Annotated in this window: 11 protein-coding genes; 6 read left to right on the top strand and 5 right to left on the bottom strand. The window is 68.4% G+C overall.

Annotation, left to right across the window (positions count from 1 at the left end; translation table 11 throughout):
- Positions 1-35: 35 nt before the first annotated feature.
- The 5 genes from VSR71_RS06750 to VSR71_RS06770 are packed head-to-tail and all read left to right on the top strand — an operon-like array spanning position 36 to position 6,195.
- Positions 36-2,645 (top strand): 4Fe-4S binding protein, encoded by a 2,610-nt coding sequence (locus tag VSR71_RS06750; RefSeq protein ID WP_342913154.1) that lies wholly within the window; start codon positions 36-38, stop codon positions 2,643-2,645.
- On the top strand, positions 2,642-3,898 hold the full coding sequence (locus VSR71_RS06755) for a nitrous oxide reductase family maturation protein NosD (RefSeq protein WP_342913155.1): 1,257 nt from the start codon (positions 2,642-2,644) through the stop codon (positions 3,896-3,898). The genes VSR71_RS06750 and VSR71_RS06755 overlap by 4 nt, the downstream gene beginning before the upstream one ends.
- Position 3,899: 1 nt before the next feature.
- Complete coding sequence (locus VSR71_RS06760) at positions 3,900-4,826, top strand: ABC transporter ATP-binding protein (protein ID WP_342913156.1); 927 nt, start codon at positions 3,900-3,902, stop codon at positions 4,824-4,826.
- Positions 4,823-5,662 (top strand): ABC transporter permease, encoded by an 840-nt coding sequence (locus tag VSR71_RS06765; RefSeq protein ID WP_342913157.1) that lies wholly within the window; start codon positions 4,823-4,825, stop codon positions 5,660-5,662. Before VSR71_RS06760 ends, VSR71_RS06765 begins: the two co-directional genes overlap by 4 nt.
- Positions 5,662-6,195: a nitrous oxide reductase accessory protein NosL gene (locus VSR71_RS06770; protein WP_342913158.1), complete on the top strand. Its 534-nt coding sequence runs from the start codon at positions 5,662-5,664 to the stop codon at positions 6,193-6,195. Before VSR71_RS06765 ends, VSR71_RS06770 begins: the two co-directional genes overlap by 1 nt.
- A 34-nt stretch (positions 6,196-6,229) precedes the next feature.
- Here the strand turns inward: VSR71_RS06770 and aroG are convergent, their stop codons facing one another.
- Together aroG and VSR71_RS06780 are read right to left on the bottom strand one after the other, a co-directional pair.
- Complete coding sequence (aroG, locus tag VSR71_RS06775) at positions 6,230-7,309, bottom strand: 3-deoxy-7-phosphoheptulonate synthase AroG (protein WP_428979360.1); 1,080 nt, start codon at positions 7,307-7,309, stop codon at positions 6,230-6,232.
- 161 nt (positions 7,310-7,470) lie between these two features.
- Positions 7,471-7,695 carry a hypothetical protein gene (locus tag VSR71_RS06780; protein ID WP_342913159.1) on the bottom strand — a complete coding sequence of 75 codons (225 nt, stop codon included), beginning with the start codon at positions 7,693-7,695 and terminating at the stop codon, positions 7,471-7,473.
- A 74-nt stretch (positions 7,696-7,769) separates the two neighbouring features.
- On the opposite strand from VSR71_RS06780, the gene VSR71_RS06785 reads away from it, so the two are divergent.
- The gene (locus VSR71_RS06785; RefSeq protein WP_342913160.1) at positions 7,770-8,843 is read left to right on the top strand and encodes a class I SAM-dependent methyltransferase; all 1,074 of its coding nucleotides are present in this window, start codon (positions 7,770-7,772) and stop codon (positions 8,841-8,843) included.
- Between the two features lie 43 nt (positions 8,844-8,886).
- Here the strand turns inward: VSR71_RS06785 and tldD are convergent, their stop codons facing one another.
- The 3 genes from tldD to VSR71_RS06800 all read right to left on the bottom strand — a co-directional run bounded on the left by tldD (position 8,887) and on the right by VSR71_RS06800 (position 15,722).
- The gene (tldD, locus tag VSR71_RS06790; RefSeq protein WP_029046833.1) at positions 8,887-10,347 is read right to left on the bottom strand and encodes a metalloprotease TldD; all 1,461 of its coding nucleotides are present in this window, start codon (positions 10,345-10,347) and stop codon (positions 8,887-8,889) included.
- A gap of 114 nt (positions 10,348-10,461) precedes the next feature.
- Positions 10,462-11,283, bottom strand: coding sequence for a carbon-nitrogen hydrolase family protein (locus VSR71_RS06795; RefSeq protein ID WP_063238380.1), 822 nt, complete (start codon positions 11,281-11,283; stop codon positions 10,462-10,464).
- Positions 11,284-11,333: 50 nt separating this feature from the next.
- Positions 11,334-15,722 carry a YhdP family protein gene (locus VSR71_RS06800; RefSeq protein WP_342913161.1) on the bottom strand — a complete coding sequence of 1,463 codons (4,389 nt, stop codon included), beginning with the start codon at positions 15,720-15,722 and terminating at the stop codon, positions 11,334-11,336.
- Positions 15,723-15,808: the final 86 nt, after the last annotated feature.

Consider the following 15,808-nt stretch of genomic DNA (forward strand, 5'->3'; position numbering starts at 1 on the left):
CCGCTGCGCCGGTCGTCTGCTTGCCCCCGAATTCCATGATCCACGCAATTCTCGAATGGTTTGCGGCGTGCTTTGCCGTGTGCCTGCTGGCGCTTGGGTTTGCCGTCCCGGCACACGCCGGCGCATACGAGGCAGCCTTGCCGCCGGAACTGTCCACCGCGGCGGACCTGTGCGCGCTGGTGTCCTGTACCGAAGTGCTGCCCGGCGCAACCAGCTTCTCTGCGCGCAAGGGGCAACCGCCCTACGTCGAGGGCTATCGCATTGGCTCGGACGGCAGGCGCGAGCTGGTCGGGTACGTGATGCTGTCGACCGACATCACCGATACGCCGGCGTATTCCGGAAAGCCAGTGGTGACGCTGATTGGCATGGATACGCAGGGACAGTACACGGGCGTCAGGGTACTGAAGCATTCCGAGCCGATCCTGCTGCTGGGCATCCCGGAATCGGCGCTGCTCGATTTCAACCGGCAGTACGTCGGCAAGTCGGTGGCCGACAAGATCGAAGTCGGGCAGTCGCGGCCGGACGAGGGCGTGGTCGGCGTCGATGCGATTTCCGGCGCCACCGTGACGGTGATCGCGCAGAACCAGGTGCTGACCACGTCGGGCGCGGCGGTGGCGCGTCAGGTCGGCATTCTGGCGCCGACGCAGCGGGCACCGGCGCGGTTCGCCGAAAGCGGCAAGCACCATGGCTGGCAGCAAATGGTGGCCAGCGGGTTGGTGCAGCGGTTGCTGGTGCAGCCGGCGCAAGTCGGGCTGCCCGGAAGCGGCGAGCCATTTGTCGAACTGTGGTTTGGCGACCTAAACCATCCCGATATCGCCCGCAGCGTGCTGGGGGATGCTGGCTGGCAGGGGCTGCGCGCGCAGTTGAAGCCCGGCGAGCACGCCATCTTCGTGATCCGCACCGCGGGGGCGGAGTCGTTCAAGGGCTCGGGTTTCGTGCGCGGCGGCATCTACGATCGCGTGCAGGTGCGCCAGGGTGCCGACGCGTTCACCTTCCGCGACCTGGACTACCTCAATCTCTACGGCGTCGCGGCGGAAGGCGCGCCGGCGGTGACGGAGTCGGCGATCTTCGTGATCCGGTCGCCGGCGTTTTCCGCGGCGTATCCGTGGAAGCTGTCGTTCCTCGGCAATCGCGTCGATCGTGCCACCGGCACGCGCAGCTTCGCCAGCTTCGATGCGCCATACTGGCTGCCGGCAGCGATGCTGCAGGGCGGCCGGCCGCGGATCGACGAACCCGAGGCGCCGTGGCGCAAGGTCTGGCGCAAGCAGGCCACCGCAATTGGCCTGTTCATCGCGCTGCTCGGCGCGGTCACGCTGGTCTACGCACTGCGCGACCACCTGACGCGGCGCGCCACGCACAAGAACAAATGGCCGGTCAATGCGTTCAAGTACACGGCCTGGGCGCTCAGCATCGTCTTTGTCGGCTTCGGCGCGATGGCGCAGCCATCGATCACGCAGGTGCTGACATGGTTCCATGCGCTGCTGCTGCGCTGGGACTGGGCGTTGTTCCTCAGCGATCCCTTTATCTTCTGCTTCTGGATCTTCATCATCGCGACCGTGCTGCTGTTCGGACGCGGGCTGTTCTGCGGCTGGCTGTGTCCTTTCGGCTCGTTGTCCGAGGCGATCTACAAGCTGGGCCGCTTCCTGGGGCTGAAGCGATGGCAGCGGCAGTTGCCGCGTCACTGGCATGACCGGCTCAAGTGGCTCAAGTACGGCGTGTTCTTCGGACTGCTGGCGGTATCGGTGTTTTCGATGGGGCTGGCCGAGATGCTGGCGGAGATCGAGCCGTTCAAGACGACCTTCCTGGTCGGTATCCCGAACCGCGCGTGGCCCTATGGGCTGTTCGCCTGCGCGCTGCTGGGACTGTCGCTGTTTATCGAACGGCCTTACTGCAAGTACCTGTGTCCGCTGGGCGCCGCACTGGCGATGCCCGGCACGTTCCGCTGGTTTGGCCTGCGGCGCAAGCTCGACTGCAACCACTGCAAGGCATGCGCGGTGGGCTGCGGCGCGCAGGCGATCGATGCCGATGGCCGCATCGACCAGCGCGAATGCCTGCATTGCCTCGACTGCATGGTGCTCTATACCGATGCGCGCGGCTGCCCGCCGCTGGCGCGCGAGCGCAAGCGGCGTGAACGCGACGGGCTGCCGCTGACGCCGGTGGGACGCAACGGGTATTTCATCCCGCTGGTGCCGGTGCCGGCGGAAGCGGCGCAGCCGTCGGGCCCCGATCCGCGGATGCCGACCGACCCGGTCGCGCCGCCATACGTGGCAACGGCCGGCGCCGCGCGCTGGCTCGCCGAGCTGTGGGACCACTTGTGTCCATGGAGCGGGCGGGGCTGGCGTACGGCGGCTGCATTGCAGCTGGCGGGCCTCGCGGTAGCGCTGGCGGCAACCGTCGCGTGGGCGCTGGCCGCCAGCGGACAGATGCGCGCCGGCGCGGTGATCGGCTGGTGGCTCGGCTGGAGCCTCTACGAAGTGCTGATCCGCCTGTCCGGCAAGCGCTACGTCAAGGACGGCCCGTGGTGGCGCGGCCGCTACCGGCGCGCCACCGTGATGGACATGCTCAGCTATGTCGGCTTCAAGAACCTGCTGGTGGGCGCCGTGCTGTTCCTGGCGCTGAAGGCAATGGGGATGCTGGCCGCATGAAACCGCTGCTCGGTATCGCGCTCCTATGGATAACCTGCGCACAGGCCGCGACCTGGCGCGTGCAGCCCGGCCAGTCGCTGCAGGCGGCGATCGATGCCGCCGGCGCGGGAGACACCATCGAGATCGCGCGTGGCCACTACACCGGCAACTTCGCCGTCGACAAGCCGCTGGTGCTGCGCGGCATCGCGCGGCCCACGCTCAGCGGCGCGCTGCGCGGCGATACGCTGCGCATCACGGCGCCCGGCGTGACGGTCGAAGGCCTGATCGTGCGCGACTCCGGCGACAGCCTGAAGGACCAGAACGCCGGCATCTATATCCGCCCCGGCGCACACCGCGCGGTGGTGCGCGATTGCGACCTGACCTACAACCTGTTCGGATTGTGGATCGAGAAGGCCGACGACGTCCGCATCAAACGCAACACCATCACCGGCAAGCGCGACTACAACTCGGCACAGCGCGGCAACGGCGTGCAGCTGTACAACACACGCGGCGCACGCATCCTCGACAACAACATCAGCTTCGTGCGCGACGCGCTCTACGTCGATGTCTCGCACCATGCCATCTTTCGCGGCAACCGGCTGCACCACAGCCGCTACGGCACCCATTACATGAACTCGTACCACAACCTGTGGGAAGGCAACGACAGCTACCGCAACCGCGGCGGACTGGCGCTGATGGAGGTGCGCGACCAGGTCGTGCGCAACAACCGCACCTGGGGCAATGCCGACCACGGCATCATGCTGCGTACGCTGCAGGACTCGGTGATCGAAGGCAACGTGGTCGCCGGCAACCAGCGCGGCTTCTTTATTTACGACGTCGAGTACGTGACGCTGCGCGGCAACCTGGTGCTGGGCAATGCGATCGGCGTGCACCTGTCGGCCGGCTCGACGCGCAACGTGGTGCAGGGCAACGATTTCATCGGCAACCGCGAGCCGGTCCGCTACGTGGGCGCGCGCGACGAGCCGTGGGGCGAGCGCGGGCAGGGCAACTACTGGAGCAGCTACCTGGGCTGGGACCGCGACGGCGATGGCGTGGGCGATGTGCCGTACCAGGCCAACGACCTCGTCGACCGGCTCGGCTGGCGTTACCCGGGGGTGACGCTGCTGCTGGGCAGTCCGGCGCTGCAGGCGCTGCGGCTGGCGGCACGGCAGTTTCCGGTGATCCGGGCGCCGGGCGTGGTCGATGCCTATCCGCGGATGCGACCTGTGCGCGCGAACTGGAGGGACTGGGATGCTCAGACCAGCGGCAACTGAAATGACCACGGATGCCATTGTGCTGACCGGCGTCAGCCGGCACTTCGGCCCGCTGCGCGCCGTTGACGATGTCAGCCTCAGCGTGGGGGAGGGCGAGCTGCTCGGGCTGATCGGGCACAACGGTGCGGGCAAGAGCACGCTGTTCAGGATGATGCTGGGGCTGTTGTCGCCCACGCATGGCACCTTGCGCGTCGCAGGCGCCGACGTGGGCAGCCGCGCATTTCGCGCGGTGCGGCGCGGCATCGGCTACCTGCCCGAGCATCTGGTGCTCTATGACAACCTGAGCGGCCTGGAATCGCTGCGCTTCTTCGCACGCCTGAAGGGCGTGAAGGTGGATGCCTGCGCACCGATGCTCGACCAGGTCGGCCTGTCCGCCGCCGCCGCGCGCCCGGTGCGCGAGTACTCGAAAGGCATGCGCCAGCGGCTTGGCTTTGCGCAGGCGCTGCTCGGCGCGCCGCGCGTGCTGTTCCTCGACGAGCCGACCAACGGGCTGGATCCGGTGGCAATCCGCGACTTCTATGGGATGCTCAACGCGCTGCGCGAGCGCGGCGTGACCATCGTCATCACCTCGCACATCCTGGCCGAACTGCAGCAGCGCATCGACCGCTTCGCCATTCTTGCCGGCGGTCGCCTTCAGGCCACCGGCAGCCTGGAGGCGCTGCGCGCGCAGGCGGGGCTGCCGCTGACGCTGCTGCTGCGCCTCGAACCGGGCGCGCGCCAGGACGCGCTGCGCCTGCTGCGCACGCACGCGCACGACATGATCGAAGTGGTCGACGGGGCGCCGGATGAACTGACCGTGCGCTGTCCCGTTGCTGCCAAGATGCCCGTGCTCACCGCATTGCAGCCGCTGGCGGGCCGCCTGCGCGACCTGCAGATCCGCGAGTCCTCGCTCGAAGACTTGTTTCTCGAAATGCGGGGGCAAGCATGAGCGCGCGCATCGATGCAAGACAGGTGGCAGCAATCGCCACCAAGGAATTCCGCGACCGCATGCGTAACCGCTGGGTGCTGGCCGTGGCGGCCGTTTTCACCGCGCTGTCGGTGGCGATCGGCTATTTCGGCGGCGCCGAGCAGGGTGTGCTCGGGCCGCGTTCGCTGGAGTTCGTCATCACCAGCCTGGCAAGCCTGGTGATCTACCTGGTGCCCATGATCGCGCTGCTGCTCGGTTTCGATGCCGTGGTGGGCGAGCGCGAGCGCGGCTCGCTGGACCTGCTGCTGTCGTTGCCGCTGACGCGCGGCGAGCTGCTGCTGGGCAAGTACCTCGGGCTGGCCGCCGCACTGCTGCTTGCCACCGCGGGCGGCTTTGCGCTGATGGCGGTGCTGCTGACACGACAGTTCGGCTGGCCCGGCCTGTACCACTACCTCGGCTTTGTCGCCAGCGCCGGACTGCTGGGCCTGGCGTTCCTGAGCCTGGCGTTGTGGCTGTCGGTGCTGTCGCGCGATCGCGCGCAGGCATCGGGCCTGGCGATCGGCCTGTGGTTCTTTTTCGTGCTGGTGTTCGACCTGCTGCTGCTCGGGCTGCTGGTCGCCGGCGCGGGGGAGGGCGGCGCCAGCGGGTCCGGTACCGATTGGATTGCGTGGCTGCTGCTGCTGAATCCCGCGGACCTGTTCCGCATCGTCAACGCCTTTTCACTCGACCAGTTGCGCAGCGCCGGCGGCGTTGCCAGCATCGTGCCGCCGGCGCTGGCCAGCCCCTGGCCCACCGGCGCGGCGCTGCTGGCGTGGATTGCCGTGCCGCTGGTCATGTCTGCCAGGAGATTCCGCTGATGTGTTCCCCATCCTCTTTGCGTCGCCGCCACCTGATGCTTGCCATGGCCGGTGCCACGGTCTTGGTTGCCGCCTGCGGCAAGAAGCCGGACGGCGCCGCGCAGCCGCAGGAAATCGAGTCTGCCACCGCCTGCGTGCTGGATGGCATGCTGCTGGCCGACTATCCAGGCCCCAAGGCGCAGATCTTCTACGCCGGCGAGGCGCGCCCGCAGTGGTTTTGCGACACCGTGGAAATGTTCCACGCACTGCTGCGGCCCGAGCAGGTCAGGCCGGTGCGCGCGGTGTTCGTGCAGGACATGGCGCGGGCTGACTGGGAACGGCCGCGCGGCCACTGGTTCGATGCGACCACCGGCGTGTACGTCGCCGGCAGTGGGCGCCACGGATCGATGGGGCCGACGCTGGCGAGCTTCCGGGCCGAAAGCGATGCCAGCGCCTTTATCGCCCGCCATGGCGGCAAGCTGCTGCGCTACGCCGAGGTGACGCCGGACCTGGCGGACCTCAGCGGCGGCGCCATGCACGACAGCCGGATGTAGCCGGCCGCCATGCGAGGCGCGCGCGATTGATGGCTCAGTTGCCGCTGCCCGGTACCAGGCGGCGCTGGCGTACCGATTCCGCCAGGCCTTCCAGCACCTTGACCGATTCATCCCAGCCGATGCACGCATCGGTGACGGACTGGCCGTAGGTCAGGTTCTCCACCGGCGTGCCTTGCACGTGGTCCTGGCGGCCCGCCACCAGGTGCGATTCGACCATCACGCCGATGATGCGCTGGTCGCCGCCGGCGATCTGGCGGCCGATGTCTTCGCACACCGGGATCTGGTTCTCATGCTTCTTGCTGCTGTTGGCATGCGAGGCATCGATCATCAGGCGCGAGGCCAGGCCGGCCTTGGAGATGGCGTCGCACGCTTCCTGCACGCTCGCGGCATCGTAGTTGGGCGCCTTGCCGCCGCGCAGGATGACGTGGCAGTCCTCGTTGCCCGAGGTCGACACGATCGCCGAATGGCCGCCCTTGGTCACCGACAGGAAATGGTGGGGCTGCGACGCGGCCTTGATCGCGTCCACCGCGATCTTGACGTTGCCGTCGGTGCCGTTCTTGAAGCCCACCGGGCACGACAGTCCAGAGGCCAGTTCGCGGTGTACCTGCGACTCGGTGGTGCGCGCGCCGATCGCGCCCCAGCTGACCAGGTCGGCGATGTATTGCGGGCTGATCATGTCGAGGTATTCGGTGCCGGTCGGCACGCCCATCTCGCTGATGTTCAGCAGCAGTTCGCGCGCGGTGCGCAGGCCGTCGTTGATCTTGAAGCTGCCGTCCATGTGCGGGTCGTTGATCAGGCCCTTCCAGCCCACCGTGGTGCGCGGCTTCTCGAAGTAGACGCGCATCACCACTTCCAGCTCGTTGGCGAAGCGGTCGCGCTGCACCTTGAGCAGCTTGGCGTATTCCAGCGCGGCGCGGGTATCGTGGATCGAGCACGGGCCGATGATGACGATGAGCCGGTCATCCATGCCGTGCAAAATGCGGTGCATGGCCTGGCGCGCGCCGTAGATCACGTCCGAAGCCGCTTCTGAGCAGCCAAATTCGCGGATCAGGTGCGCTGGCGGCAGCAGCTCCTTGAGTTCGCGAATGCGCAGGTCGTCGGTGTTCTTCAGCATGATGGCTCCGTGAATCTTGTGAGGTCGTGAGAGTGGGGAAGCAATTGGGTATAAAAAAACCGCCAGGGTCGCTGGCGGTTTTTTTTTGTATTCGGGGCGCTTACAGCCGTCCCTCCCTATCCGCCAGCGGTGTGAGATCGCTAAAGAAGTAAAAGTAAAACTTAGCGGACATGGCGGAAAAGGACGTTGGCTGGGGTCAGCTTGATTCGATTTTGTCGATGGGCGCCGAATTTATGCTGCACTGCGTAGCAGAGAGGCAGGAAATTGCGCGTCGGTCGGTAAAACTTCGCGGCGCCTTGGTTGCCTGCGGCGCGACGAAGCATCTTTATAGCGCCTTTTGCCAGGGTTGGCAAGTGTCCGCCACGCCGCGCCATAGCGTTCGCCATGCGCCATTTCCTGCTGTATCGGCCAGGGGCCGCAACCTATATTGAACGGGAGGGAGCGCACGGGGAGGTGCATCATGAGCGTCGACGAGGCGAGGCTGAATGCCTTCATGGAGAAATTCGTCCACGATATCGGCGCGGTGATGCACGCGGCCACCGTGGTGGTCGGCGATGAACTGGGTCTGTACAAGGCCATGGCGGAAAAACCGATGACCGCCGATGTGCTGGCGCAAAAGACCCGTACCGACGTCCGTTACCTGCGCGAATGGCTGTCGGCCCAGGCCGCCAGCGGCTACGTCGACTACGATCCCGACAGCGCGGAATTCAGCCTGAACGAAGAACAGGCCTTCGCGCTGGCGCAAGAGGGCAGTCCGGCGTTCATTCCCGGCGCGTTCCAGATTGCGGTGGCGCAGTTCCGCGCCATCCCGAAGATGATCGACATCTTCCGCAACGGACGCGGGCTGGGCTGGCATGAACATGACCCGGCGCTGTTCCACGGCACCGAACGCTTTTTCCGGCCGGGCTATGCCGCGCATCTGGTCTCGGAGTGGATTCCCGCGCTCGACGGCATCGAGGTGCGGCTCAAGCGTGGTGCCAGCGTGGCCGACGTGGGTTGCGGCCGTGGTGCGTCGACCATCGTCATGGCGCAGGCCTATCCGGCCTCGCGCTTTGTCGGCTTCGACTACCACGAGCCTTCGGTACGCCATGCCACCGAGGCCGCGCGGCGCGCGGGCATGGGCGACCGCGTGCGCTTCGAAGTCGCCAGCGCGAAAGACTACGCCGGCAAGGACTACGACCTGGTGGCGGTGTTCGACTGCCTGCACGACATGGGCGACCCCGTGGGCGCGGCGCGGCACGTGCGCGAGACCCTGCGGCCGGACGGCGCCTGGATGATTGTCGAGCCGTTTGCCAACGACAAGCTGGAAGACAACCTCAATCCCGTCGGGCGCGTGTTCTATTCCGCTTCCACATTTATCTGCACCCCGGCGTCGCGCGCGCAGGAAGTGGGGCTATGCCTCGGTGCGCAGGCAGGCGAGGCGCGCATGCGCGGGGTGGCCGAACAGGCAGGCTTCGGCAGCTTCCGCAGGGCGGCGCAGACGCCGTTCAACCTGGTGTACGAAGCGCGGCCGCTCGCGCCGCAGGCGCCATGAAAAACGGGACCCGCGGGTCCCGTTTCATTGGGGCGATGCAGGGTCAGGCCGTGCCGCCCACCGTCATGTTCTCGATCCGCAGCGTCGGCTGGCCCACGCCCACCGGCACGCTCTGGCCTTCCTTGCCGCAGACGCCAACGCCGGAATCAAGGCGCATGTCGTTGCCGATCATGGTGACGTCCTTCAGCGATTCGGGGCCGTTGCCGACCAGCGTCGCGCCCTTGACGGGGTGCGTGATCTTGCCATCCTCGATCATGTACGCCTCGCTCGCCGAGAACACGAACTTGCCGTTGGTGATATCGACCTGGCCGCCGCCGAAGTTGACTGCATACAGGCCCTTCTTGACGCTGGCGATGATTTCCTGCGGGTCCTTGTCGCCGTTGAGCATGTAGGTGTTGGTCATGCGCGGCATCGGCAGCGCGGCATAGCTTTCGCGGCGCGCGTTGCCGGTGACCGGCATCTTCATCAGGCGCGCATTGAGCGTGTCCTGGATATAGCCGCGAAGGATGCCGTCCTCGATCAGCGTGGTGCACTGGGTCGGGTTGCCTTCGTCGTCCAGGTTCAGCGAGCCGCGGCGGTTGGCCAGCGTGCCGTCGTCGACCACGGTCACGCCCTTGGCCGCGACGCGCTCGCCCATGCGGCCGGCGAAGGCCGACGAGCCCTTGCGGTTGAAGTCGCCCTCCAGCCCGTGGCCGACGGCTTCGTGCAGCAGCACGCCGGGCCAGCCCGGGCCCAGCACGACGGTCATCGCGCCGGCCGGGGCCGGGCGGGCGTCAAGGTTGACCAGCGCCGACGACACGGCTTCGTCCACGTACTTCTGCAGCAGGTCGTCGGTGAAATACCCGTAGGCATAGCGGCCGCCGCCGCCCGACGAGCCGATCTCGCGGCGCCCGCCCTGCTCGGCGATCACCGTCACCGACACGCGCACCAGCGGACGCACGTCGGCGGCGATCACGCCGTCGCTGCGCGCCACCAGCACCACGTCGTACTCGCCGGCCAGGCCTGCCATCACCTGCACCACGCGCGGGTCCTTGGCGCGCGCCATGCGTTCGATGCGCTCGAGCAGCGCCACCTTTTCGGCGGCGGCCATCGAATCGAGCGGGTCGTTGGGCGCGTACAGGTTGCGGCCGGCGTGCGAGGCCAGCTCGCCCGCCACCTTGACGCGGCCGTTGCCGGCGCGGCCGATGGTGCGGGTGGCGGCCGCCGCCTGCGACAGCGCGGCCAGGCTGATGTCGTCCGAATAGGCAAAGGCAGTCTTGTCGCCCGACACGGCGCGCACGCCCACGCCCTGGTCGATGCTGAAGCTGCCCGACTTGACGATGCCTTCCTCGAGGCTCCACGCCTCGTTGCGCGTGTACTGGAAGTACAGGTCGGCATAGTCGACCTTGTGCGTGAAGATATCGGCCAGCACGCGCTGCAGCTTGGCCTCGTCCAGGCCGTATGGCGCCAGCAGCAGTTGCTGCGCGGTGGCCAGGTTGCGGATTCCGAGATCGCCGGCGTTCATGAGATGTCCTTTCTTCTGTTTGCCGCCCCGGCAAGCCATGGATCTTGCCGGTAGCGTGAAATGCCTGGTGCGGGGCTGCATGCGATGACATGCGGCCCCGCGGTTGCGTACATGCTACAGCACCCGGTGACGCAATGCCGGCAGGTTTTGCCTGACTTCTTCGAGCCGTGCCGGGTCGATGGTGCCGGCCACCACGCCTTCGCCTTCGGGCAGCATGGCCAGCACTTCGCCCCACGGGTCGACCAGCATCGAATGGCCCCAGGTGCGGCGACCGTTCTCGTGCTTGCCACCCTGTGCGGCGGCCAGCACATAGCACTGGTTTTCGATGGCGCGGGCGCGCAGCAGGATTTCCCAGTGCGCCTGGCCGGTGGTGTAGGTGAAGGCGGCCGGCATCAGGATCAGGCTGGTGCCTGCGCCGGACGCCAGGCCGCGGTACAGCTCGGGAAAGCGCAGGTCGTAGCACACCGACATGGCCACGCGGCCGCACGGTGCATCGAAGCTGACCGGGGTGCGGCCGGCCAGGATGGTGCGCGATTCGTCATAGCTTTCGGCTCCGCGCGTGAAGCCGAACAGGTGGATCTTGTCATAGCGCGCCACGCGCTCGCCGCGCGGGTCGAAGGCGAGCGAGGTGTTGTACACGCGCGCGGGGTCGTCGCACCACATCGGCAGCGTGCCGCCCACCAGCCAGATGCCATGGCGGCGCGCGGCGCCGGCCAGGAACTGCTGCACCGGGCCGTCGCCGTCGTGCTCGCGCACGGCCACCTTGTCCGCTTCGGAGCGGCCCATCATGCAGAAGTACTCGGGCAGCAGCACCAGCTGCGCGCCGCCGGCGGCGGCCTCGGCGATCAGCGCCTCGGCGCGCGCCAGGTTGGCATCGAGTGAAGTGCCGGTAACGGTCTGCACGGCGGCCACGCGGAACGGGGCGGGGGCGGTCATGGGCGTTGGTTTCCTCTTGGGCTCTTTATCTCTCTCGGACGGCAGCGGCTTCAGGGCGGCAGCACGGGCTCGGCGCGGTTCTGGAAGCGGGGGGCCTGCGCTTTATTCTCCTCCACTTTGCCGATCTGCGGGTTGGCCCAGCTGCCGGTGATGCGGTAGTGCTGGGTGAACACCTTGGAGAACTCGTCGGCAAACAGCAGCTGCGCGGCGAGCGTGCCGATGCCCAGCACCGGGTTGATAAAGGCCGCCGCCACCGAGGTCGAGGTGGCGTTGATGCGCGGCACCACGTCTACGCGCAGGTCCTGGGTCTCGCGCAGCAGGTTGGCGGTGCCGCTCATGCTGGCGATGATCTGCGGGCTCTTGAGTTCGAAATCCTGGATGGTGCCGACGCCGTTTTCGATCGTGCCGGAGCCGGAGATGCGGTCGAACAGCAGGCCGCGGCCCGACAGGCTGCGGAAGTCGAGCGTGGCAAAGCGCAGCAGCCCCTGCAGGCTGAGCACGCCCAGCAGCCGCGCCGCGCCCGGTTCGACGCTCAGGATCTGGCCGTTTTCCAGGTCGAGCGACAGCTTGCCGGACAACGTCGGGTAGTCGATCGACAGCGGCGAGCCGCGCCATGCCACGCGGCCTTCCAGCTTGCCCTTGCCGTCGCGCAGCGTGTGCGGCAGTCCCAGCCGGTTCAGCGTGGCGCCGGCGTCGCCGATGTCGATGACGAACGACAGCAGGGTGCGGCGCTCGGCATTGCCTTCGGCGCGCAGCCTGCGCGGCACGCGCCAGCTGCCGTGGCCGGTCAGCGTGGCGTCGGGCTGTTCGATCTTCAGCTTGTCCAGGGTCCAGACCGGGTCGTTGCCGCTGGTGCCGGTATGCGCCTTGACTTCGAGCTTGCCGAAGTCGTGGCCGCGCAGCATGAACTGCTCGGCGACCAGGTCGATGGCGGGCAGTTCGTCGATGCTGCTGGCGAGGGCGTCGACCACGTTGCGCTCGTCGCTGGCATCGGGCACGTCCAGGCGCGACAGGCGCAGCTGCAGCGCGCCGGTGGCGTTGGGACCGGCACCCGCACCGGCGGCGGCCGGCTGCCATTGCACGGCGCCGGCGATCTGGCGCGATTCGATCCTGGCGTTCCAGCCGTCGCCCTCGCGCGTGGCGTCGAGCGCCACGTCGTCGAGCGTGCGGCCCATGCCATGAAGCGTGCCGGCGCGCAGCACAATGCGCCCCGGCAGGAAGGGCGAGGGGCGCGTGCCATCGCCCGTGGAGCTCGCCGGTCCGGCGAAGGCCGCGCGCCAGGCGTCGATGTCGAGCCGTTCGAAGGTCGCCGCGGCGCTGACGCCGGCCGTCGGCGCCGGCGCCGCCTGCTGCACGCCGATGCCGCCGGCCACGACTTCGATGCCATTGCCGCTGTTCTGGTCGCGGCGCAACAGGTAGCGTGCGTTGAGGGCGTTGCCGAGCTGGAGCGCCAGTTCGTCGACGCCGGCGCGGCCGGGCGCGGGGCGCAGTTCGACGCGCAGCGGCAGGTCATGCGGCGCCGTCTTGGCCAGCGGTGCCGGCAATCCGATCGCCATGCCGTTGAGCGAGGAATTCAACTGCACCTGCAACTCGTGTTCGCGCATCGCGATCACGGTGTTGTAGCCTGTGCTGCCTTCCAGCCTGGCCGCCAGCGGCGCCAGTGCCGAGCCTGCCGCGGCCTCGCGCAGGCCCGCGGCGGAGACGGTGCCGCTCGCGGTGACGCGCGTGCCTCCTTCCGGCTGGGTGCCGCCGCCGAGCTTCACTTCGCCGCCCAGGAAGCGCGCGCGCAGGTTCTCCAGCCCGAACCCGTGCTCGTTGAACGTGATGTCCCCGCTGGCATTGCCGAATGCCGGCAGTTGCGGGCTCAGCACCACGTCATTGCCGGGGAAGCGGAAACGGCCCTCCACCTTGGACGCGCTGGCGTGCTCCAGCGGCATGTCGAGCTTGAGCCTGAGCTCGCCGTTGCCATGCGCGCGCGCCGCGTCGGCCACGTGCGCAGTCCATTCGCGCACCGGCGAAGCGGCGATATAGCGCAGGAAGCCCTGCACTGGCCCGCTGGCGCCGCCGTCGATGGTGAGGTGGCCATGTTCGCTGAGGTCGTCGATGCGGCCACTGACGTCCTGCAGCACCACTCCCGGGATGTCGTGCACCGCGGCGCGCCGCGCCAGGAAGGTCATGCCGCCGCGGTCGAACGTGACCTGTCCGGCGATGTCGGTGAACACCGGCCACAGCGGCGCGCCTCCCGCGCGGGTCTCGTGCGGCGCAATCTGGTAGCTGACGCGCTCGATCGGCACGTCGACGCGGAACTCGCCTGCCTTTTCGAACGGCGCGTGGAACGGGAAATGCTCCAGGTCGCCCTTGAGCAGGAAGCTGACGCCCGCCGCGTCGCCACTCATCAGCGCGCCCGCCAGGTAGTGCCGCGTGCCCGCCGGGATGGTCAGCGGCAGGTAGCGGGGCACGCGCGCGACCTGGGCGCGGGTCATCTCGCCGCTCAGGTCGGCGATGCCGGAGGTACCGTCCCCTCCGGCGCGCCAGGTGCCGCGCACCGAGCCCGCGGCATCCGCGTTGGCAAAGCGGATGCCGTCCAGCGTCACCACCAGCTTGCCGCCGGCATGCTGCCAGCGCACATCGCCGCTGATCTGGTCGAACGGCACGCGCGGCTCCTCGAACAGCCCGGGCATCACCAGCGACGCGCCATTGCCTTCGAAGCGCGCATTGCCTTGCTGGTCGTCGAACGAGAACGTGCCCGACAGGCGCGAGAAACCGGGTGTGCCCAGCCGCGGACGGCCCCTGGCATCCAGGGCCGGCACCGCCGGCCGGCCGTTGACCGAGACGTCGCGCAGCGTGCCCTGCACGTTGTAGTGTGGCTTGCCGCCGCTGCGGTCGAGCATGCCAGCGCGCTCGCGGCTCCAGCTGACGTTGAGGTTGTCGATGTGGCCGGCCGGCTGCAGCGCGCGCAGCTGGCGCAGCACCGCGGTCTCCAGCGGCATCGAGCTGGCCAGCGCGCGCACCGTGTTCAGGTCCAGCGTAGGCGCCTTCAGCGTGAACTTGCGCAGGTTTCCGTCCTTCGCATAAGCCCAGCCGAGCTCGACCTTGCGCATGCCTTCGCGCCAGCTGGCGTCGGCGGGCGCCGCCTGGCCGTTGGCAGGCGGCGGCTGCCACAGCAGCGTGTCGACGGTGAGCAGGTTGCTGCCGTCGCGTTCGGTCCGGTGCAGCAGCAAGGCCTGCGCATTGGCCAGCCGCAGCGGCGCGGCGGCGCCGGCCAGCTGCAGGTCGACGCTGCTGGCGCGCAGCCGGGTCTGGCTGCGCACGATGCGGCCCTGGCGGAATTCGATGCTGCCGTCGGTGCTGAAGGTGCCACTCGCCACGCCCTCGAACATGGCCAGGTAGCGCTGCAGCACCGGCAATTCCAGCTGGGCCACGTTCCAGCTGGCCTGGCCGCTCCAGTAGCGCCAGTTGCCGGCGCTGTGCAGGTAATCGTTGGTGAAGCCGGACTTGACCACTAGCGGGCGCGGGCCCAGCGCTGGCGAACGCGCTTCCAGCGTCACGGTATGGCGCGAGCCGTCGCGGCGGGTGTCGAGGAGGATTTCGCCGATATCGAGCTGCGGCAGGCCGGCTTTTTCGTCGAGCCAGCGCAGCCTGCCGTCGGACAGCGACACGCGGCCCTGCGACATCAGCCAGCCCAGGAAGCGGTCGTCTTCCTGCTGGCCGCCGGTGGCATCGACCAGCATGCCGCCGACCAGCAGCTTGCCCTCGGGCGTGCGGCGCACCAGGATGTCCGTGCCGGTGGCGCCCAGGCTGACGAACTGCAGCCCCATGCTGAACAGCGAGCGCCACGACAGCTTGCCGTCGAGCGTGGCGGTCGACAGCAGCACCCGCTTGCCATTGTCCACGGCGCGCAGGTCGCGGGCGCGGAAGGCGGGGTGCCAGCCATCCCAGTAGGTATCGAGCGCGCCGATGGTGACCTGCGCCGACAGCGCCAGCGAGCCGCGTTCCTCCAGCCATTCGCGCGCGGCCGATGCCTGTGGCCATAGCACGAAGCGGATCAGCAGGCCCGCCACCAGCGCCAGCACGCCGAGCACCAGCGCCAGCCGTACCAGCGCGCGTCCCAGGCCGCGCCAGAGCGGGTGGCGCACCATGCCAACGAACGCGCGCGCGCCGGCGCCGGCGAGGCCGCGCAGGCACGCAAGGCCCGGCGCGGGGCGCGTCACGGCAGGGGAATCGATACCTGGAGCAGCCAAGGAATGAGCGGGTGGAGGCGAAGCGGGGTGGTTCGCGGCGTTGTTGGCGGCGTTGTTGGCGGAGGTGTCAGCCGAGCTGTCTTGGGAGTTCTTGGTGGTGTCGTTGGCTGGAGCCGGCAGCGTAGCGGCGGCCACATGCCCGCCCGCGCCGCCATTGGGGGGAGAACCTTCAGCGGGTTGTGGGGCGCGGCTGGACATGCGCAGATTATCCGACAATACTAGCCGCTCTCCAATCTGGTGCCCGGCTGGCTACAACAACAATGCGCGCACCGCGCGCGGCGTGA

This window comes from Cupriavidus oxalaticus (assembly GCF_038900635.1).
GTDB lineage: Bacteria > Pseudomonadota > Gammaproteobacteria > Burkholderiales > Burkholderiaceae > Cupriavidus > Cupriavidus oxalaticus_B.